General features: G+C 70.0%; 13 protein-coding genes. 7 read left to right on the top strand and 6 right to left on the bottom strand.

Features of this window, described 5'->3' with window-relative positions; all coding sequences use genetic code 11:
- Positions 1 to 368 precede the first annotated feature (368 nt).
- Positions 369 to 929, bottom strand: coding sequence for a TetR/AcrR family transcriptional regulator (locus LV79_RS13660; RefSeq protein WP_253836178.1), 561 nt, complete (start codon positions 927 to 929; stop codon positions 369 to 371).
- An 8-nt stretch (positions 930 to 937) separates the two neighbouring features.
- Entirely contained in the window at positions 938 to 1,882 is a 945-nt protein-coding gene (locus LV79_RS13665; protein ID WP_253836187.1) for an NAD-dependent epimerase/dehydratase family protein, read from the bottom strand.
- A gap of 182 nt (positions 1,883 to 2,064) precedes the next feature.
- On the opposite strand from LV79_RS13665, the gene LV79_RS13670 reads away from it, so the two are divergent.
- From LV79_RS13670 to LV79_RS13680, 3 genes are all read left to right on the top strand, one after another.
- The gene (locus LV79_RS13670; RefSeq protein ID WP_253836189.1) at positions 2,065 to 5,160 is read left to right on the top strand and encodes an AfsR/SARP family transcriptional regulator; all 3,096 of its coding nucleotides are present in this window, start codon (positions 2,065 to 2,067) and stop codon (positions 5,158 to 5,160) included.
- 130 nt (positions 5,161 to 5,290) lie between these two features.
- Complete coding sequence (locus LV79_RS13675; RefSeq protein ID WP_253836198.1) at positions 5,291 to 6,664, top strand: FG-GAP-like repeat-containing protein; 1,374 nt, start codon at positions 5,291 to 5,293, stop codon at positions 6,662 to 6,664.
- Between the two features lie 168 nt (positions 6,665 to 6,832).
- The gene (locus LV79_RS13680) at positions 6,833 to 8,245 is read left to right on the top strand and encodes an FG-GAP-like repeat-containing protein (RefSeq protein WP_253836200.1); all 1,413 of its coding nucleotides are present in this window, start codon (positions 6,833 to 6,835) and stop codon (positions 8,243 to 8,245) included.
- 54 nt (positions 8,246 to 8,299) lie between these two features.
- On the opposite strand, the gene fusA is transcribed toward LV79_RS13680, so the two are convergent.
- On the bottom strand, positions 8,300 to 10,333 hold the full coding sequence (gene fusA / locus LV79_RS13685) for an elongation factor G (RefSeq protein ID WP_253836210.1): 2,034 nt from the start codon (positions 10,331 to 10,333) through the stop codon (positions 8,300 to 8,302).
- Positions 10,334 to 11,481: 1,148 nt separating this feature from the next.
- Here fusA and LV79_RS13690 point away from each other — a divergent pair.
- Complete coding sequence (locus LV79_RS13690) at positions 11,482 to 12,162, top strand: SDR family oxidoreductase (protein ID WP_253838501.1); 681 nt, start codon at positions 11,482 to 11,484, stop codon at positions 12,160 to 12,162.
- On the opposite strand, the gene LV79_RS13695 is transcribed toward LV79_RS13690, so the two are convergent.
- The 3 genes from LV79_RS13695 to LV79_RS13705 all read right to left on the bottom strand — a co-directional run bounded on the left by LV79_RS13695 (position 12,163) and on the right by LV79_RS13705 (position 14,820).
- Positions 12,163 to 13,089, bottom strand: a complete 927-nt coding sequence (locus tag LV79_RS13695) for a helix-turn-helix domain-containing protein (protein WP_253836212.1) — start codon at positions 13,087 to 13,089, stop codon at positions 12,163 to 12,165.
- A gap of 99 nt (positions 13,090 to 13,188) precedes the next feature.
- Positions 13,189 to 14,403 carry a S1 family peptidase gene (locus tag LV79_RS13700; protein ID WP_253836214.1) on the bottom strand — a complete coding sequence of 405 codons (1,215 nt, stop codon included), beginning with the start codon at positions 14,401 to 14,403 and terminating at the stop codon, positions 13,189 to 13,191.
- A gap of 264 nt (positions 14,404 to 14,667) precedes the next feature.
- On the bottom strand, positions 14,668 to 14,820 hold the full coding sequence (locus tag LV79_RS13705; RefSeq protein ID WP_204454044.1) for a hypothetical protein: 153 nt from the start codon (positions 14,818 to 14,820) through the stop codon (positions 14,668 to 14,670).
- A gap of 214 nt (positions 14,821 to 15,034) precedes the next feature.
- On the opposite strand from LV79_RS13705, the gene LV79_RS13710 reads away from it, so the two are divergent.
- The 3 genes from LV79_RS13710 to LV79_RS13720 all read left to right on the top strand — a co-directional run bounded on the left by LV79_RS13710 (position 15,035) and on the right by LV79_RS13720 (position 20,071).
- Positions 15,035 to 16,366, top strand: a complete 1,332-nt coding sequence (locus LV79_RS13710; RefSeq protein WP_253836216.1) for a hypothetical protein — start codon at positions 15,035 to 15,037, stop codon at positions 16,364 to 16,366.
- Between the two features lie 281 nt (positions 16,367 to 16,647).
- Positions 16,648 to 18,765 carry an ATP-binding protein gene (locus LV79_RS13715; RefSeq protein WP_253836218.1) on the top strand — a complete coding sequence of 706 codons (2,118 nt, stop codon included), beginning with the start codon at positions 16,648 to 16,650 and terminating at the stop codon, positions 18,763 to 18,765.
- Positions 18,766 to 18,889: 124 nt separating this feature from the next.
- Entirely contained in the window at positions 18,890 to 20,071 is a 1,182-nt protein-coding gene (locus LV79_RS13720) for an actin cross-linking domain-containing toxin (RefSeq protein WP_253836221.1), read from the top strand.
- The last annotated feature ends 36 nt before the right edge of the window (positions 20,072 to 20,107 follow it).

Raw genomic sequence — 20,107 nt, forward strand, 5'->3', positions numbered from 1 at the left:
TGAGTCAAGGCTTCCGGGCGGCGCAGAAACCCGACCCGAATCGCCCTCTTGCCCCCACGAGCCCGCTTCGCGCCCATGCGGGCCTACCCCCACCGCCCCGCTTCGCGCCCGCGCGCGGTCCCATCCCCGCCCAGCCCCCACCCTCTCCGGGGGGCGTCCCTGGGCCAGTCTACCGGGACCCACCGACAGTCGATCTTGAAAGCACCCCAGCGAAGATCCACATGTGGATAACTTCTGTCACCCAGCGGCATGAACTTCGGGCCATGTGCCGCAAGGGATCCGCTGGTCGTGAGCAGGTACGACAAGCGCGACCAACACCCGCCAGCCAAGTTGGTCGAACGATGATCGAACCGGGAAGTCCACAAAGGTCAGAAGTGCCGGATCCCGGTCATCAGCGTGCGTGCCCAAGGGGTGTCCAGGTCGTCGACTCCCATGGCTGTCAGGGAGTTGCACAGGAACCCGCGGGCGAAGAAGTGTTGGATTTCGGTGTCGGAGGCGCCGGAGACGGCTCGGATGTATTCGACTTCGCGGGCGTAGCAGGTGCGGATGGCGTCGCGGATGGCCGGTTCGCTGGCGGCGCAGGTGGCTTGCATGAGGACCAGGAGCAGGTCCCGGTCGGCGATCAGCCGGGCGTAGGCCTCGCCGAGGGCGTCGAGGACGGCGGCCGGGTCGGTGCTCGTCGCGGTGGCGGCGGCGTCGGCGAAGGCGGCGCGCATCCGGGTGGAGCAGTGTTCGATCACCGCGACGAACAGCGACTCCTTGTCCGGGAACAGCCGGTACACGTACGCCTGCGAGATCCCCGCCGCCTTGGCGACCTCGGACGTCGTGGTCCCGTAGTACCCGCGCGCGGCGAAGGTCCCGATCGCGGTCCGCAGCACCACCTCGCGGCGCTCACCTGCGGTCGACAGCCGCCTGGTCGATGAGGTCATGTGACTAATCATTCACTCACTGGCGCCGCTGTCAAGCTCCGGTACCACTCCAGGGTGACGTCGAGCGCGTCGGTGATCGGCGTCGCGCGCAGCCCGAAGGTGTCCGCGATGGCCTGGCAGTCGACGATCTGCGGCTCCAGGTACTGGTAGAACAGTTCGGCGTACTCGCGCATGAAGACCGCGTCGAACGGCCCCCACGCCTGGTCGGTCGCCGCGGGCAGGACGTCGTGCCTGATCTGCGCGCCCAGCCGCTGCCCGATCAGGTCATGCACCTGCCTGGTGGTGCGGTCGGACGTGGTCGGGACGTGCCACACCCGTCCGAGCGCCTCATCCCGCTCGCCCAGGGTCGCGAGCGCCCGCGCCACGTCACCGATGTAGCTGTACGCGTGTGGCTGATCGATGTCACCGAGCGCGTACACCGGTGCCCCCTGCAAGGCCGGGAAGAACACCGCGCCACCGAGTGCGGAGTTGATGACCCGCGGACCATAGAAGTCCGCCGCCCGAGCCAAGGTCACCGGAACGTCGCTGCTCAAGTACCCGTCGGCGATCTCTGACCTCAATCGCCCCTTGTGCGAGGTGGCCCTATGCGGCGTCTCTTCGGTCATCGGCGCACCGCCGGTCGGGCCGTACATGTAGAGGGTGTCGGTGACCACTAGTCGCGCGCCGCTGCTCTTAGCGCCAGCCAGGAATCCGGCCTGGAGCTGGGGCAGCAGGTCGTCCCACAGCTCGTAGGGGGCGTGCGCGCAGTTGTAGATGACCGTCGCGTGAGCGCAGACCGCGCGCATGGCGTCCAGGTCGGTGATGTCAGCGGCCACGACCTCGGCCGAGACCGGCGCCTGACCACTGCGGTTGACCGCCCGCACGCGGTGCCCACGGGACACCAGTTCGTCCACCAACGTGAGCCCCGCCGGGCCGGTGCCGAACACGACGTGTAGTTGCTGGGTGGTGCTCATCGGGGTCTCCTCTAGGTCGGCCAGCGATAGGAGTAATTAACCACTCACACTTGAGCCTGTCAACCTGTCGAGCCAGATGTGATCTTGGTCCGGATGGCGGCGTCTTGGTGGCCGCCGCCCGCCGCGACCCCGTTCGTCTGGTACCTGTTGTGGTTGGTCAACCGCATGTCCTGGGGGTGCGTGTGCGAGTCCTGGTCCTTGGTCCGATCGTGGTGCGGGGCGACGGGGGAGTGGTCCCGGTCGGCGGCGCCAAGCCCAGGACGCTGCTCGCCGCGCTGGTGACCCAACCCAGGACGGTCGTGTCCATAGAGCAGCTGATCTCCGCGCTGTGGGACGAGGACCCTCCCCGCTCCGCGACGCCGCTGGTGCACACCTACGTGTCCGCCCTGCGCCGCGCACTCGCCGCGGCCGGATCACCGTCGGTCCTGGCCACCCAACCACCCGGGTACCGGCTCGACCTGCGGCCGCAGGACAGCGACCTGGAGACCTTCGAGCAGCTGCTCCGCCAGGGCAGGAGCCTCGAACGCGCCGGTGATCACGTCTCGGCCGCCGCCGCGTACGGGCAGGCACGCGAACTCTGGCGTGGCCAAGCCTTCGGCGGTGTCGACGCGGCCTTCGCGCGGACCAGGGCGAGCGGACTGGAAGAGGACCGCCTGTCCATCGAGGAGGGCTTGGCCCGCTGCGAACTGGCGACCCAGCGCCCGGACGAGGCGGGCTCCCGGATGGCGCGCCTGGTCGCCGACCACCCGCTGCGGGAGGAGGCGCACGGCCTGCTCATGCGCGCGCTCTACGAGGGTGGCCGCCAAGCCGACGCGCTCGCCGTCTACCGGGACGCCCGCAAGCACCTGCGCGACGAACTCGGCGTCGAACCGGGGGAGAAGCTGCGGCAAGTGCACACCGGCGTCCTCAGCGGCAACCTCCAGCCGCTCGTGGCACGCGAGTCCGCTGTCACCGTCCTGGAAGTCGGCGCCGAGGTCGACCCAGGAGAAACGGTTGGCGCCGCGCCGCCGTACCCCCGCGTGACCTACACCGCCCCCAGGCACCTGCCGCCCGACCTCGCGGACTTCGTCGGTCGCGCCGACCAGCTGACTGCCGTACGCCGGGTCGCAGGTCGTTCCGGAGCAGACGGGCACACCGCGACGCCGACGGTCGTGGTTACCGGTTTCGGCGGCGCAGGTAAGTCCGCGTTGGCCGTGCACAGCGCCCACCTGCTGCGCGAGGACTACCCCGACGGCCAACTTTTTGCCGACCTGCGCGGGGTCGATCCCGAACTCGGTGTCCGCGACGCCCTCCGCCGGTTCCTCGGCGCGCTCGGTGTGCCCGCCGCTGACCTGCCCGACACCGTGGCTGACCGGGTCGAGCTGTACCGGCGGATGGTGGCGGGCCGCGCGCTGGTCGTGGTGCTGGACAACGTCGTCGGTGAGCACCAGGTCCGCCCGCTGCTGCCCGGGTCGCCGCACTGCCTGGTGATCGTGACCAGCCGCTCGCGGTTGACCGGGCTGGAGGGCGCCGAGGTCGTCGAGCTCGACTTCTTCGACACCGACGCCTCCACCAGGATGCTCGCGGCGATCATCGGCCAGGCGCGCGCGGCGGCGGACCCGGCGGCGGCCGCGACCATCGCCCGGCTCTGCGGCGGCGTCCCGCTGGCGATCCGGGCGGCGGCGGCCAAGCTGCTGGCCAGGCCGCACTGGCCGCTGCGGGCGCTCGCCGACCGGCTCTCCGACGTGCGGCGCAGGCTCGACGAGCTGGCCGTCGGCGACCTCGCGGTGCGCTCGAGCCTGCAGCTCAACCACGCCGACCTCGACCACGCCCAGCGCGCCGCGTTCCACCTGCTCGCGCTGCTCGACCTGCCCGACTTCGGCGCCTGGCTGGCCGCGCCGCTGCTCGACATCGGCGTCGACGAGGCCGAGGACATCGTCGAGCACCTGGTCGACCTGCGGCTGCTGGAGGTCGTCGGCGTCGACACCGTCGGCCGGGTCCGCTACCGCTTCCACGACCTGGTCCGGCTCTTCGCCATCGAGCAGACCACCGGCGACCCGGTCGGCCCCGCCATCGACCGCATGCTCGCCACCTGGCTGTCGCTGGTGGAGATCGGCACCGCCAGCATGCCCCGGGTCACCCTCGGGCTGCGGCCCTCGCGCACCGACCTGGACCTGGACACCCGGCAGGCCGACGAGGTCCGCCGCGACCCCACCGGCTGGTTGACCGCCGAGACCGCGACCGTGATCCGCGTCGTCGAGCGCGGCCACGAACTCGGCGCCGACAGCTCCACCACCATGCTCATGGTCGCCCTGCTCGGCTCCCCGTTCGCGGCCCGCAACGAGTTCGACGGCTGGCAGCGCATCCTCGACGTCGCCATGGCGTCCGCGCGGACCTCCGGTGACCGCGCGGCCGAGGCCAAGGTGCACGCCGGACTCGGCCACCTGCGCTACGAGCAGGACGACTTCCCAGCCGCGACAACACATTTCACCCAGGCCTGGCAGCACGCGGAGGCCGTCGGCGACGACCTGATCCACGGCGTCGCACGGGTCGGCCTCGGCACCGTGCACCGCGAACTCGGCGAGTTCGACCTGGCCGTCGCGCACCTGGTCGCGGGCAGCGAGCTGGCTGAACGCGGCGGGGACCAGAGTGTCGTCGCCGCCGCGCAGTACGGTCTCGGCGCGATCCACCGCGACCTCGGTGACCTCCCGGCGGCCTTCGAGTCCATGCGGACCTGCCTCGCGCTCTACCGCGACCTCGAGGACCAGCGGGGCGAGGGATTGGCGCTGCGCGGCCTCGGTCTCTGCCACCGAGCGGTCGGCGAACTGGACCAAGCCGTCGACCTGAGCAGGCAGGCCGAGTCCGTCCTGCACGCGGCTGGCGACCCGCTCGGCGCCGCGTACGCGCAACAGTCCTTGGCCAAAGCCTTGCTCCGCCAGGGATCCGCGACGGAGGCCGCCGACGTGCTGAGTGCGTGCCACGAGGTCTTCCTGCGCAACAAGGACCGCTTCGGCGTCGCACTGGCGGTCCGCACCATGGGCGAGGCCGCATTGGCCGCAGGCGACGACGAAGCGGCGGGGGAGTTGCTCGCCGTTGCCCTGGCCGGGTGGCAGGAACTCGCGCTACCGCTGTGGGAGGCCCGCACCCTGCGCGACCTCGCCGCCGCCGAACCCGACTCGGCACACGAACACTGGACCGCCGCACGCGACCTGTTCACGACCCTGAACGCGCGCGAAGCCACCGAACTGGCCGAACTCGACCCAGCGGGATGGCGGGAGCAGGTCCGCTCGAACCTATAGACGTCTTATAGCGGGTTCGGTTGGAGCTGAAGGCCGCCTAGAGGCACGCGTTCGATTCTTGTCTGGCACGAGGACAGCGGGAAACACCCCGAGGTCCCTCCCCCCAGACGAAGGACGCGAGGACGCCGACATGAACGTCAAGCACACCCTCCGAACCGCGGTCCTGACCGCGCTCACCGCGGCACTGGCCTTCTCCGCCACCGGCACCGCGAGCGCCGCGCCCGGCGCGGACCCCGGCAGGTACCAGCACGAGGCCATCGAGACGGCCCCCAGAGCGACCGCTGTTCTCGCCGACCGCCCCATCACCCGCTCGGAGGTGATGGCCAGGGCGAAGGTCTGGGTCGACCGGGCGCTCCCGTACGACAACGATGACCGCACCGACGGCTACCGGCAGGACTGCTCCGGCATGGTGTCCATGGCGTGGGCGCTCGAGAGCAAGTACGAGTGGACGGCGACGTTGGGGAGCAAGGGCACACAGGTCACCAAGGCCCAGCTCAAGGCGGGCGACATGCTGCTCTGGGTGAACCCGAGCGGCGGCATGGGCCACGTGCGGATCTTCGGCGGCTGGAAGGACGGGACGCAGAGCCGGTACTGGGTCTACGAACAGACCCCGCCCAAGGCGATCTACCACGAGTACAACTGGGCCGACACCGTCGCGTCGTACGTGCCCTACCGGGGCAACAACGTCATCGACGACAACGTCCAGGCGCCGGGTGCGTCGCTGTCCGGGGACACCAAGGCCGAACTGGTGGACATCCGCACCGATGGGACGCTGCAGGGCTGGTACAACGGCAACGGCTTCACCAGCGCGCCGTGGACGAGCAACATCCCGGTGGGTGTCGGGTTCGCGGACCCGGCGCGGGTGAAGTTCGCTGACCTGTCCGGTGACGGTCGCAAGGAGCTGATCTACGTGGCTCCCGACGGCAAGCTGCGGGCTTGGTACAACGGCAACGGTTTCACGACCTACCCGTGGACCAGTGAGCTGGAGATCGGCAGCGGGTTCTCCGACCCGAGCCGCGTGTTCTTCGCCGACATCTCGGGTGACGGTCGTGCGGAGCTGATCCACCTGGAGACCAACGGCAACATCCGCGGGTGGTACAACGGCAACGGGTTCACCACCGCCCCGTGGACGAGCAACATCGTGATCGGCACCGGGTTCGCAGACCCCGCCCGCCTGCACTTCGCCGACCTCTCCGGTGACGGGCGAGCCGAGCTGGTCTACAACGAGACCAACGGCGACCTGCGCGGCTGGTACAACGGCAACGGTTTCACGAGTGCGCCGTGGACGAGCAACATCGTCGTGGGCACCGGTTTCACCGACCCGGCCCGCACCAAGTTCGGTGATGTCTCCGGTGACGGCCGCGCCGAGGTCGTCTACGTCTCGCCTGAGGGCAACCTCCGCGCCTGGTACAACGGGAACGGTTTCACGACCACGCCGTGGACCGGGAACGAGGTCGCCATCGGCACCGGCTTCACCGACCCCGCTCGCGTCCTGTTCGCCTGACATCCCCTCCTGGGGAAAGCCCGCTCCGGTTCGCCGGTGCGGGCTTTCCCCATTTTCGGCCGTGGCCGTCCGCGGAAGAGGAAGAGGAAGAGGAATCTTGTAGGGGCTTTATAGGCGCCACTGCCAATCTTGTTCCATCGCAAGAACAACAGCCACAGGGAGAAGACAATGAGCGTGTACACCCGAGGTGCCGCCCTCGTCGGAATCGCCGCCACGCTGGCGCTCGGCGCTGGGAACACCGCGAGCGCGGCCCCGGTGTCGGACCTCAGCCCGGCTCAGGTGTCGGCCGCCCAGACCTTCACCGCCCTGCCGTGCGTCAGCGGCGGTCCGACCGCCGCGGACACCGCCACCGCCGCCGCGCTGAACCCGTTGCTGAACAACAAGATGAGCGGCAACATGAACTCCTACAACGCGTCCTGCGCCAGAGCCGTCGTGGACGCCGTGAAGGCCTACGGCTACAACGAGAAGGCCGCGGCCATCGCGATCTCCACCGTCATCGTCGAGACGTCGATCAGCAACCTCGACGGCGGCGACCTGGACTCGGTGGGTCTGTTCCAGCAGCGGGACTCCTGGGGCACCTTCGCCCAGCGCACCGACCCGGTGATCGCTACCCGCAAGTTCCTGGATGAGATGAACCGCCTGTTCCCCAGCGGCAGCTGGAACTCCGCGTCGATCGGTGTGGTCGCAGCGGACGTGCAGCGCCCGGCGGCGCAGTACCGGGGCCGCTACGCGGTCGAGGCGGCCGACTCGGTCGTCATCGCCAACAAGCTGTGGGCCATCCGCGCGCCGGGCGCCTCGCTCTCCGGTGACTCCCGCGCGGAGCTGGTGCACGCCCGCACCGATGGGACGCTGCAGGGGTGGTACAACGGCAACGGCTTCATGAGCACGCCGTGGACCAGCAACATCCCCGTGGGTATCGGGTTCGCCGATCCGGCGCGGGTGAAGTTCGCTGACCTGTCCGGTGACGGTCGCAAGGAGCTGATCTACGTCGCGCCGGACGGGAAACTGCGGGCTTGGTACAACGGCAACGGTTTCACCACGTACCCGTGGACCAGTGAGCTGGAGATCGGCAGCGGGTTCTCCGACCCGAGCCGCGTGTTCTTCGCCGACCTGTCGGGCGACGGGCGGGCCGAGCTGATCCACGTGGAGACCAACGGGAACCTGCGCGGCTGGTACAACGGCAACGGGTTCACCACCGCCCCGTGGACGAGCAACATCGTGATCGGCACCGGGTTCGCTGACCCGGCCCGCGTCCACTTCGCCGACCTGTCGGGCGACGGCCGCGCGGAGTTGGTCCACAACGAGACCAACGGCGACCTCCGAGGCTGGTACAACGGCAACGGGTTCACCACCGCCCCGTGGACCAGCGACATCGTCGTCGGCACCGGTTTCACCGACCCGGCCCGCACCAAGTTCGGTGACTTCTCCGGTGACGGCCGCGCCGAGGTCGTCTACGTCTCCCCGGAGGGCAACCTCCGCACCTGGTACAACGGCAACGGGTTCACCACGATGCCGTGGACCGGCAACGAGATCTCCATCGGCTCCGACTTCACCGACCCCGCTCGCGTGATCATCGCCTGATCCTGCACTGACCGTGGCCCGGGACCTGGACTGGTCCCGGGCCACGGTCGTTCGTTACCCGGCCACCTGGGTTCGGTGCGCTGGGGCGTAACCGGCGGGTCGGGTGGTGAAGGTGCCCCGGCCCTGGGTGCGGCCGCGGAGCCGGTTCGCGTAGCCGAACAGCTCGGCCAGCGGGAGCACGGCGGTGACCGCCGCTGTGCTCGAGCGGACCATGGACTCGGTGACCCGGCCTCGGCGGGCCGCCAAGTCAGCGAGCACGGTACCGACCGCGTCGTCCGGGACGGTGACGACGACCTCGACCACGGGCTCCAGGAGCTGCATCACGCTGGCGCGCAACGCTTCCCGGAGGCCGAACCGGCCCGCTGTGCGGAACGCCATCTCGGACGAGTCCTTCACGTGGGTCGAGCCGTCGGTCAGGGTGACGCGCAGGCCGGTCACGGGGTGACCGCCGAGCGGACCGTCGGCCAGGGCGTCGCGGCAGCCCGCGGCCACGGCGCGGACGTACTCGCTCGGCACCCGACCGCCTACGACCGTGGACGAGAACTCGAAGTGCCCGTCCGCCAGCGGTGCGACGTCCAGGACGACGTGCGCGAACTGACCCGAGCCGCCGTCTTGCTTGACGTGCCGGTACACCAGCCCCTGGACGCCGCGCACGACGGTTTCCCGGTACGCCACCTGGGGTCGGCCGACGGAGACGACGAGACCGGTGGTCCGGCGCAGCTTCTGCACCGCCACCTCCAGGTGCAGTTCGCCCAGGCCGGACAGCACGATCTGGCCGGTCTCGGTGTCGGTCCGGACGACCAGGGACGGGTCCTCGTCCGCCAGGTGTGCCAGCGCGGATGTCAGCTTGGCGTTGTCGCCCGCCCGGGCGGCTTCCACCGCCACCGAGACCACAGGGTCCGCCGACACAGGTGGTTCGAGCAGCACCGGATCGCCTGGGCCGCAGAGGGTCGCGCCCACGCGAGCCGCCTTCGGCCCGACTACCGCGACGATGTCACCGGCCACCGCACTGTCCACTTCGGTGTGCTGATCGGCCTGGACCCGCAGGATCCGGGAGACGCGTTCGTTTCTTCTCGCACCCACGTCCCGCACCTCCATTCCCTTTCGGACAGTTCCCGCGTAGACCCTGAGGTAGGTGAGCCTGCCCGTTGGCGTTGTCACCACCTTGAACACCAGTGCCGTTGTGGGCGCGGCTGGATCCGTGGGTCGTTGCTGCTCCACACCGTCGTAGGTGCCACGCACCGGCGGCACGTCCAACGGTGACGGCAGGTAGGCGGCGATCGCATCCAGGAGCGGCTCGATGCCACGGTTGCGATACGCCGATCCACACAGCACAACGAGCCCCTCGCCGGTGTGGGTCAGATCTCGCAACGCAACGTTGAACGTCTGGGCGGAGAGTGCTCCCTCGGCGACGAACTCGTCCAACGCTTGCGGGTGCAGTTCAGCGACTGCTTCCTCAAGCGCCTTGCGGCGCAAGTTTGCCTCGTCGACCATGTCGTGTGGCACTGGACCCTCGGTGATCGCATCGTTGTGCCACAGCACGGACCGCATGCGCAGGAGGTCCACCACGCCGGTGAACTCGGCCTCCCGCCCGATCGGCACCTGGACGACGAGCGGCACCGGGTGCAGCCGCCGCCGGATCGACTCGACCGCCGCGTCCAGGTCGGCGCCGACCCGGTCGAGCTTGTTGACGAACGCGATCCGCGGCACACCGTGCCGATCGGCCTGCCGCCACACCGACTCGCTCTGCGGCTCGACCCCGGCGACGGCGTCGAACACCGCGACGGCGCCGTCGAGCACCCGCAACGACCGCGCCACCTCGTCGGCGAAGTCCACGTGGCCGGGCGTGTCGATGAGGGTGAGCCGGTGCTCGCCCCAGGCGCAACTCACGGCGGCGGCGAAGATGGTGATGCCGCGGGCGCGCTCCTGCTCGTCGAAGTCGGTGATCGTCGTGCCGTCGTGGACCTCACCGCGTTTGTGCGTCGCCCCGGTGGCGAAGAGGATCCGTTCGGTGACGGTGGTCTTACCCGCGTCCACATGGGCGAGGATGCCGAGGTTGCGGACAGCACTGATCTCGTTGGCGCGCATGACAAAGAACCCCTTCGGGGCAGAGTTCACCAGGACAGCGCGATTCCTCCGGCGCCCAGCCCCTAGCCGAGCCGCCTCTCCCAACACCAGCCGCGCAGCAGGCGTCGGCCGCCGGAAGACACCAAACTCACCTCATACCGCGACGAGGCCACCACACCGCACACCCTCACGGCCGCCCCCTCACTCGTCGCTCGCACCTCGGCCCCCACACCCTATCCACCCCCGCCCTCCCCGCGAACCTCCTTTTCCCGTTTTGTCCATTGTGGACAAACTCTGCCAGTCAACCCCCTCGATGATCACCGCCGACCCGACTTCCCCGCGACGACACTCCCCGCACGCCACCCAAGCCGCTGACCTGCTGTTCCCTTGCCGCGCCGCCCCGTTTTTCCGTCTTCTGGGTGACAGAAGTTATCCACATGTGGATCTCCACGGCGGCGCTTTCAAGATCATCCGTCGGGGGGTCCCGGTAGACTGGACCTGGGCCGCCCCCCGGAGAGGGTGGGGGCCGGGCTGGGGTGGGACCGCGCGCGGGCGCGAAGCGGGGCTGGTGGGGTAAGAGGGTGCCTGGCGGGTGCGGTCGAACCTACGGTGGGCCCAGCCGAACCTCTGCATCTTGGCTGGTCCAGCTGAAGGCCTGGCAGGCTTGGGGTGCGGTCGAACCCCTGCGCCTAGCGGGTCTGGTTGAGTGCCTGGCGGATCGAGTGGGCGCTTGGCTGGTTCAGTTGGAGGCCTGGCGGGTCCAGCGGGCGTTTGGCGGGTGTGGTCGAACGTCCGGTGCGTTCAGTCGAACCTCTGGATCTTGGTAGGTCCAACTGAAGGCCTGGGTCCGCTGGTGGGTGCGGTCGAACGTCCCGCGGGGTCTAGGTCGAACCCTGCATCTGGCGGCTCCAGTTGGATGCCAGGCGGGGTCAGTGGGCGTGGGAGGGGTCGGGTGGATGTCTGGCGGGGAGTCTGGGCGGGGGCGCCGTAGTCGGGTGAGTGGAGCGGTTGGTGGGGGTGGGGAATGGCGAGTTCGGGGGGCGGGAATGGGAATTGGTTGGAGTTGGATTCAGGTCCAGGAATTTGCGGCGAAATGGGCGCGGCGTATAGAAAGGGGGTGTTCGAGAAAACGGCGGAAGGGGGATGCGGTGGACGGGCGTGTGGGTTTGGTGACCGGTGGGGGTAGTGGGATTGGGGCGGCGACCGCGCGGCGGTTGTTGGGGGGTGGGTATCGGGTGGTGGTCACTGGGCGGAGTGGGGAGAAGCTGCGGGCGTTCGCGGCGGGGCTCGGGGATCCTGAGGGTTTGGTGGTGGTTCCGGGGGACGCGGCTGATCACGTCGCGGTGCGGGCGGCGGTCGGCGAGGCGCTGGAGCGGTTCGGGCGGTTGGACTGCGTGGTGGCCAACGCGGGGTTCGCGACGTTCGACGAGCTCGGGGACGGGGATCCGGCCGGGTGGCGGGACATGGTGCTCACCAACGTCCTCGGGCCCATGGTGCTGATCGACGCCGCGTTGCCCGCGCTGCGGGAGACCAAGGGGCGCATCGTGCTCGTCGGCAGCGTCGCTGGGCACGTGTACTCGCCGGGCAACATCTACGGCGCGACGAAGTGGGCGGTCACCGGCCTCGCCGAGAACGTGCGGGGCGCGCTCATCGACGACGGCATCGGGGTCACGCTGGTGTCCCCGGGCGCGACCCGCACCGACTTCTTCGACGCGATGCCCGGCGGCGTGCCCGACCGCGACTACCTCTCGGCCGACAAACTCGGCGAGACCATCGTGTGGGCGCTGACCCAGCCCGAGGGCGTGGACGTCAACACGATCGTCATCCGGCCGACCGGCATGTTCGTGTGATCACGTCCACTGCCAGGACATCCCGTACACCCCGGGGACGCACTTCGGGACGAAGGTGTGGATGGTGTTCGAGGCGTCGACGATGAGGCGGCGGCGCTGCTTGAGGGCGGCGGGCACCGAGTCGCGGTAGAAGCCGTGGCAGCGGGTGGGCAGCGCGCGCGGGTCGAAGCGCACCCGCATCAGCATGCTGGAGATCGGCATGCGCAGCCGGTGCTCGTGCCTGCGCGAGGGGATCGCGCTCTCGCCGAGGACGGTGTCGTACTCCACGATCGTCGTCTCGTTGCGCGCGAGCGCGCGGCCGAACCGGATCTCCGCGGCCAGGAACCCGTTCTCGTGGTCGATGCGCACGTCGCCGAGGCGGCCGGTGTGCACGCGGATGTCCGACGGCATCACGTCGCCCTCGTCGACGCCGTGCACGATCATGAAGTGGTCCGCGCCCTCGCGCACCGCCCGCAGGACCTGGGTGGTGCTGATCCGGCGCAGCGACCGGCTCGCGTCGATGGTGCACGACTCGGTCATGGTCATCGGCGCGATGCCGTGGTTCAGCCGCTCGAACGACCCGCCGAGCACGCCGCGGATCGGGGCGTCGTCGCCGTAGAGCCTGCTGCCGGTGACCGCGCTCGCGGTGACCAGCCGCCCGCGTGGTTTGGGCGGTTCGAGCAGGTCGAACAGGGCGTTCGAGGGCAGGTTGAGGATCGACTCCAGCTCCCGCAGCGCGCGCAGCGACTTCTCCCGTTCGGGGCGGCTGCGGCCCTGCTGCCAGTAGCTCAGCGTGGCCAGGCTGATGTCCACGCCACGCGCGGCGAGCCTGCTGCGGATCCGGTCCAGGGTGAGGTCACGCCGGTGGATCGCGGTCCGCAGCGCGTCTCCGAAGGTCTCCGCGCGCGGTACCCGGCTGGTCTCGCTCTCCTGCTGGAACCCGGTCATGGCGCTCACTCTCGTAGGGCGAGGAGGGAGTATCACCCCGATGACACCGCCGCCGCCACCCCCATCGGGGATGACGGCGACGGTCGGTGAGCAGGGAGATCAGCCCACGTTGAGCGTCAGGCCGTAGTACGAGAGCGCGTCACTGAGCGGCTGGAAGTACGAGGACTTGCCGCTCTGGTTGCCGCCGTTGAAGGTGCACTGCTGGCCGGTCGGGCCACCGGAGGTCATGCCCTGGGCCTGGTTGCCGGAGATGTAGGCACCGCCGCTGTCGCCGCCCATGGTGCAGACCGAGGAGCTGGCCAGGCCGCGGACCACGGTGTCCGGGCCGCCGTTCTGGTCGGTGTAGGTGACCGTCACGTTGTAGGCCTTGATGGTGCCGCAGGTCCAGCCGGTGGTGGCGCCGGACTTGCAGATCGACGAGCCGACCGAGGCCTTGGTGCCGCCGCGCACCGCCGGGTTGGTGGTGGCGCCCCAGGTGCCGACCGTGGTGGCGATCGAGTTACCCGAGTTGATCTTGGCGACGCCCATGTCCACGCTGCTGCTGCCCAGCGCGAAGCGGGTGGCGGTGCCCTTGGCGAAGGCCGAGCCGTTGAAGTACAGCGACGGCAGGCCCGCGACGCAGTGGCCCGCGCTGACCAGGTACTGCGTGCCGGAGGAGTTGCGGGCACCGAAGCCGACCGAGCAGTAGCCGCTGCCGCCGTTGATGTTCATCTTGCTGCCCGGGTACACCGTGGCCTGGGTCTCGAGCCGCTGCCCGGTGCTGACGACCTTGACGGCGCCGCCGAGCTTGGCCGCCTCGGCGAGGAACGCCTTGGCCTGCGGCTTCGCCGCGTCCGACACCTCGACCGTGACCACGTCAGCGGCCAGGTCGACGCTCCACGAGGCCACACCGGCTGGCACCTGCCTGCTGGCGGCGGCGTCGAGCCGCGCCTGGACCCGGTTGAGCTCGGCCTCGCCGCGGGCGGGGGTGCGCACGGCGAGACCGGCCGAACGGGCCCGGGCCGCCGACGAGGCGTCGGTGGTGTTGACCGTGAGGTTGCCGCTCGCGTCGACGAAGGCACCGTCAACGCGCAGGCCGCCGCGGGTCAGGTCGGTCAGCTTCTGCTGCTGGTCGGCCTCCCGGTCCAGCCGCGCGACCGCCGCGCGCTCGTCGATGCCCAGCGTCTTGGCCAGCACCGAGACCATCTCCGGCTGGTACTTCGGCTGCTGCGGCTGGGCCGCGCCCGCCGAGGACCCGGTTGCCCACAGCACCGCGGGGACGACGGCGCTCACCGCGATGCCCGCGATCAGGCTCTTGCGGAGGTTGATTGCCATAAACCGTGCCTTTCCTGACCGGGTTCGACACGCGCAGGGGGGGGAATGTGGCGAATGACTGGCTTTCACACATTCCCAGTATGTCGATCCCCGGGCGATCGGGGGGACGCCCGATCGCTGGAAATGCACTCTCCTACTAGTTCCACGCCGCCGACAAGACCCGCGCTGGAACGGTTTTTCACAGACAGCGGACCCGTCTCTGAATACACAGAAAGGGCCGCCTGCTCGGCGACCCCTCCCGGCGCTCGGATGCGCGCACCCGGCTCAGAACACCAGCACCGCCAGCAGGATCAGGGCCAGCGCGACCGCGACGATGGTGGGGATCAGCGCGGGCGAGCGGCGGTAGTGGCTCTGCACGGAGGTCGTGCGGAACCAACTACCCGGCAACCGACGACGGTGCTGCTGTACCCGAGGCATCTGCTACTCCCAACCCGTTGCGTCCCGTGCTTCGAGACTCCTGTCGAACACGATCACCCCTCATGTACCACCGCTCGCGGTGGATCACACATACCGCTCGTGCCGGGCACGGCCGAATGCCGCCGACAATGCGCGGGCACATTCCCGGACGTCCTGGTCCGCGCGTTCGCGGTGGGTGGGACCATGGTCGTCCGGGGACGGTGGAGGGGGATTCGTGGCGGACAGGGCAACGCGGGCGCGGCGGGCCGGGTGGGTGGCGTTGGCGGCCGGGGCAGGCGCGTGGGCGCTGGTCAAGTTCGACGTGTTCGCGGGCGTGGACCACCCGTTGGTCCCGGTGCTCAAAGCGCTGAGCACCGGCGTGGCGATCCTGGGCCTGGTCGTGTGCGCCGCCGCCCTGGTCGTGGTCGCCAAGTCGCGCCGCCCGCCGGGTGCCACCGAGGAGTCGGGTGCCGTCGGCGAGCCGGGTGCCGTCGGACCGGGCAACGCGGTGTCCGGCCAGGTGGGCGGGTCCGTGCTCCAGGCGAACACCATCAACGGCCCGGTGACCATGTCGACGCCGCTGCCGCTGTGGATCCGGCTGGCGGTGGCCTTCGTGGTCGTCGCGGTGCTGGCCGTCGGCGTCCTGTCGGTGGTCGTGCTGACCGCCTCGGAGGAGGACCCCGACTTGCGGGCTGTCACCACCGTGAGCTTCGGCCACTGCGCGGGCGGGTGGGTGGTCCCCACGCCGCCGGGCCAGTTGCCGATCGAGGACCGCCCGGAGGGTGCGGTGCAGGCCGATCAGGGCGAGGTCTTGGTGACCCTGCAGGGTTCCCTGCCCGCCGCCGTGGTGCTGCAGTCCATGCGCGCGGAGGTGGTGTCCCGCAAGCCCGCCGCGACCGGTGTGCGGCTGGAGACGCCGTGCGAGGCCGACGTCATCCCCCGCAGCTTCGGCGTGGACCTCACCAGGGACAACTCGGTCGCGTTCGGCATCCCCGGCGCCGACGGCGGTGAGAAGGTCCCGGCGCCGAGGTTCCCCTTCCAGGTCAACGAGTCCGAAGTGGAGCAGTTCGTGATCAAGCCGAACGTGTCCACCGACGAGGTCGAGTGGCGGCTGCGGATCACCTGGACCTCCGGCACCCGCCGCGGCGAGACCGTGGTCGACGACAACGGCCGCCCGTTCCGCACCACCGGCACGACGGCCGTGAGCGCCAACTACTGCGCCGACCTCCGGATTCCCGCGTGGACCCCGCCGGGGGAGTACTGCCCTCCGCTGAAGACGCCCACGCAGGCCGGCTTCACCGGGGCGTGGACAGGTTCGGGGACGTTGACCTTCACCGACGACGGCACGGCTGTCTGGGCGACCGGCGGGGGAGAGGCCCGGATCCGCCTGCTGTCGGTCGACGGGCACGACCGGGCCACCGCCGACGTGGTCGCCAGCACGACCCCGGACATCGACGTGGGCGACCGGCTCCGGCTGAACCTCGCCTACGACAAGGCAAGCGTGCGCGGCCTCACCCAACTCGGCGCGGAGATGCTGTGGTGCAGGCCCGGCGCCCCCTGCCAGTGATCAGCGCTGTCCGGGTGGACGTGGTGCACGGGGGAACCACGGTTCACTGCGTACCCGTTGGTCGTGGTGATCGTGGGTTCGGTGGACATGTACTAGGGCTCGCGCGGTTGAGCCGATTTTCCGTTGCCCGGCGGAATCGAATATCGCGCCAAAGGGCATTGACTCGCCGCGCCAAATGGCACACAGGTGCGGCGTGTATCGGACGATCCGTGGCGATCCCCGGCGCTGTCGGTTGATTTGTGGTCTGCTGTTCGTGGCACCCCACGGCGAGCGGGGGGAACATGCACGACGACGGTTCCACGGTCCAGCCCGTCTACCACAACGACGCGGGTGGGTCTTCCGGTCCGGTGATCCAGTTGGGCTCGATCACCGGGTCGCTGCACGTCCACACGACTGGTGGGGTTACCGCGGCGGTTCCGCGGCAACTGCCTGCCGCGCCTGTCCGGTTCATCAATCGGCGGGTAGAGCTAGCGGAGCTGACTGACCCTGCCGCGCTTGGTTTGGCGGTAGTGACGGGTTCTGGCGGTATGGGCAAGACCTCGCTGGCGTTGCGGTGGGCCTACCAGCAACTCAACCGTTTCCCCGACGGTCAGCTCTACGTCGACATGCGTGGCTTCGCGCCTTACGAGCAACCTGTGTCCGCCGCTCGTGCGCTGCGCGGGTTCCTCGGCGCGCTCGGGGTGAGTGAGGACAGCCAGCCCTCTGACGTCGAGTCCCAGGCGTCGACCTTCCGCAGCCTGGTCGCCGGGAAGCGGTTGCTGGTCCTGGTGGACAACGTGCGGCACTGCGGCGACGTCGTGCGGCTGCTGCCCGGGAGCCCGACCTGCACGGTGGTGGTGACCAGCCGGTTCCACCTCGCCGAGTTGATCGCGAAGGGTGCGCGGATCGTGGATCTGGACGTGCTGACCGACGACCAGGTGGTCGCCCTGCTCACCGAGCGGGTCGGGCGCCCGCGCCTGGACGCCGAACCCGCGGCGGTCGCCGAGCTGGTGCGCTACTGCGCGGGCCTCCCGCTCGCCGTCAGCATCCTGGCCGCGCGGATCGTGACCCAGCCCGCCCAGTCGTTGGCGGAGTTGGCCGACGAACTGCGGGAGGACGCCGACCGCCTCGACGGGTTCGACACCGGTGACCTGTCGTTGAGCCTGCGCGCGGTGCTCGCCTGTTCCACGCAGTCGCTGGACCCGGCGGCGGCCAGGGTGTTCCGGCTGCTCGGCGCCGCGCCGTGCGCCGACATCGGGCTCGACTCGGTGCTGGTGCTCACCGGCCATCCCAAGTCCCGTGCCCGGTCGCTGCTGCGCACGCTCGAAGCCGCGCACCTAGTCCGCCAACACGCCCCCGGCCGCTACCGGATGCACGACCTCGTCCGGCTCTATGCAGGCGGCCTTACCCCCGTCGACGACGCTGACACCACCGCAGCCGTCCGTGGCCTGGTCGACTTTCTCCTCTACAACGCACACCGGGCCGCGCGCCTCTTGGCGCCATACCGGCCAGAGATGGAGATACCGCTAACTGGCGTAGCACCCGGTCAGGACCTGGTCACGATGCCGACCGCCCGCGCCGCCATCGACTGGCTCACCGCCGAACACCAGTGCCTGCTCGACACGCAGCCCTTCGCCCTGCGGCGCGGGTGGCCGGAGGTCACCTGGCAGCTCGCCTGGTCGCTGGTCGGGTTCCACCACCGGCAGGGCCACCCCGACGGCCACGCCAGTTGGCAGGTCGCCCTGGAGGCGGCCACCCTGATCGGCAGCGACGTGGTCCTGTCCCTCACCCACCGCCACCTCGGGTACCTGCACCTGCACGACCGGGACCACGCGGCGGCGGTTGAGCACCTGACCCTGTCGGCCGCGCTGGCCGAGCGGGCGGGCTCGGTGCCCAACCAGGTCGCCACCCTGCGGGCCATGGCGGGCGCCCACGACCAGGCGGGCGACGTAGCGGCCGCGATGAGCACCACCCAGCGCGCGCTGGAGCTGTGCCGGACCGTGGACCTGCCGGTGTGGGAGGCGGAACTACTCGGCCAGACCGGCGAGTACCACGCGAAGGCGGGCGACCACGCCGCCGCCGCGACGCGCTTCGAGGCCGCGCTGACCATCCATGGCGACCACGGTGACGTCGAGGGCATCGCCTACTGCCTGCACCGGCTCGGCACGGTCGCCGCGGCCCAGGGAGATCACGGCGCCGCGATCACGCTCTACCAGCGGTCCCTCGACCTGCTGGCCCAGTTCGGCAACAAGGCCGAGGAGCTCGTGGTGCTCGACAGCCTCGCCGACAGCCACACCGCGCTCGGCGACCAGGACGAGGCCAACCGCGCGTGGCAGCGCGCCCTTGGCCTCTCCGTCGCCCAGCGCCGCCCCGACCAGGCGGAGCGGATCAGGTCCAAGATGGCCGGACCGACCGGTTGACCCGACTCCGGGGTGGACGGTCGCGGCGTCCATTCGGGTGATCAACTTCTCCCGGCCGACATGCTCCGGCGGGTGCGGGCGATCGGGAGGGTGGCTTACCCCTTCCGCAGTGTGGAGCAAGGTCATGGTGTTGGCGTACCGGGTGTCGTTCGCGGGACCGTCGGTGGGGACGGAACAGGAGTTCCGCGGTGTGCGGTTCGGCAAGAAGAAGGACGACGACCGGTCGCTGATCGCCGAGGTCGTGGACCAGAACGAGTTGCTGCTCCAGGTCACGACCGACATCGGCGGCCGGGAGGACGAGGTCGTCGGCTACCGCGAGTACACGATGGAGATCAAGACCAGCCCGACCGAGGTCACCGACGTCGTGGGCTGGGGCAAGCGCACCGACGCGATCCGGGCGCTCATCGACCGGATCGCCACCCTGGTGTCGGGGGAGAACGGGCGGGGGACGTTCGCCACCGGCGCGCTCGGCGCGTTCGACCTGGCGGTGCACAACCCGGACCACCTCGTGTACCGGTCGGACGAGTTCTCCGTCGGGGTGAGCGGCAGCAGCAGGCACGCCACCGTCGGCATGCCGTTCGCCGACCTCGGGACCGACGAAGTGGGCGCGCGCCTGGTCCGGGAAGCCCACTGGTACCTCGACTGGGCCAAGGAGTTCGACGAGATCCCCGGTGACGTGTGGATCGACCGCGACCGCTCTCTCGCCGCCTACAACTACGTGCGCTCCGTCCTGGTGAACCTCGCCGAACTGACGAACCGGTTCTCCCTCGCTGTGCATGACCTGTTCGAGCTCAAGAAGTTCAGCGGCAACCTCTATGACAGCGCGGTCAAGAACACGTGGGGCGTCCTACCCAGGACCTCGCCGTGGACCGCTGTGAAGCTCTTAGCGCAAGGGGATCGGGAGCGGTTGCGGTCCACCCTCCTTGCCCAGCCTGAGAGCGTGCTCGACAAGGAGATCTGGGCCGCCGTCGTCGCGCACGTCACCCGGGACTTGGCGCTGGCGGGCCACACGCCCACGGCGCCGACCTACACCAACCAGGACCTGCCGGGCACCCTGTTCGAGTTCCGCAAGGCCATCCCGGTGGAGTTCAAGCACGCCTTCGTCCTGGTGGCCAACGAGTCCGGCGGCTTCGCGGGCGAGCAACCGGAGATCCACCAGATCCACCAGAACGACCAGGTCCACCAGGACAACGAGCACAACCAGATTCACCAGAACAGTCAGGACGACACCACCGACCTGCTGCGCTCCCGCGTCCTGGCCCGGCGCTCGCCCGGCGACGACTCCGACTTCGACTCCGAGGAGTGACCCACGGGGCCGTGCGACGCGGGCGCACCCGGTAGC

Source organism: Actinokineospora globicatena, from assembly GCF_024171945.1.
GTDB classification, from domain to species: Bacteria; Actinomycetota; Actinomycetes; order Mycobacteriales; family Pseudonocardiaceae; genus Actinokineospora; species Actinokineospora globicatena.

Excerpts from the sequence above, each read along its gene's own strand:
- LV79_RS13660 (WP_253836178.1), bottom strand. The coding sequence starts at position 929 with ATGACCTCATCGACCAGGCGGCTGTCGACCGCAGGTGAGCGCCGCGAG.
- LV79_RS13665 (WP_253836187.1), bottom strand. The coding sequence starts at position 1,882 with ATGAGCACCACCCAGCAACTACACGTCGTGTTCGGCACCGGCCCGGCG.
- LV79_RS13675 (WP_253836198.1), top strand. The coding sequence starts at position 5,291 with ATGAACGTCAAGCACACCCTCCGAACCGCGGTCCTGACCGCGCTCACC.
- LV79_RS13680 (WP_253836200.1), top strand. The coding sequence starts at position 6,833 with ATGAGCGTGTACACCCGAGGTGCCGCCCTCGTCGGAATCGCCGCCACG.
- fusA (WP_253836210.1), bottom strand. The coding sequence starts at position 10,333 with ATGCGCGCCAACGAGATCAGTGCTGTCCGCAACCTCGGCATCCTCGCC.
- LV79_RS13695 (WP_253836212.1), bottom strand. The coding sequence starts at position 13,089 with ATGACCGGGTTCCAGCAGGAGAGCGAGACCAGCCGGGTACCGCGCGCG.
- LV79_RS13700 (WP_253836214.1), bottom strand. The coding sequence starts at position 14,403 with ATGGCAATCAACCTCCGCAAGAGCCTGATCGCGGGCATCGCGGTGAGC.
- LV79_RS13705 (WP_204454044.1), bottom strand. The coding sequence starts at position 14,820 with ATGCCTCGGGTACAGCAGCACCGTCGTCGGTTGCCGGGTAGTTGGTTC.
- LV79_RS13715 (WP_253836218.1), top strand. The coding sequence starts at position 16,648 with ATGCACGACGACGGTTCCACGGTCCAGCCCGTCTACCACAACGACGCG.
- LV79_RS13720 (WP_253836221.1), top strand. The coding sequence starts at position 18,890 with ATGGTGTTGGCGTACCGGGTGTCGTTCGCGGGACCGTCGGTGGGGACG.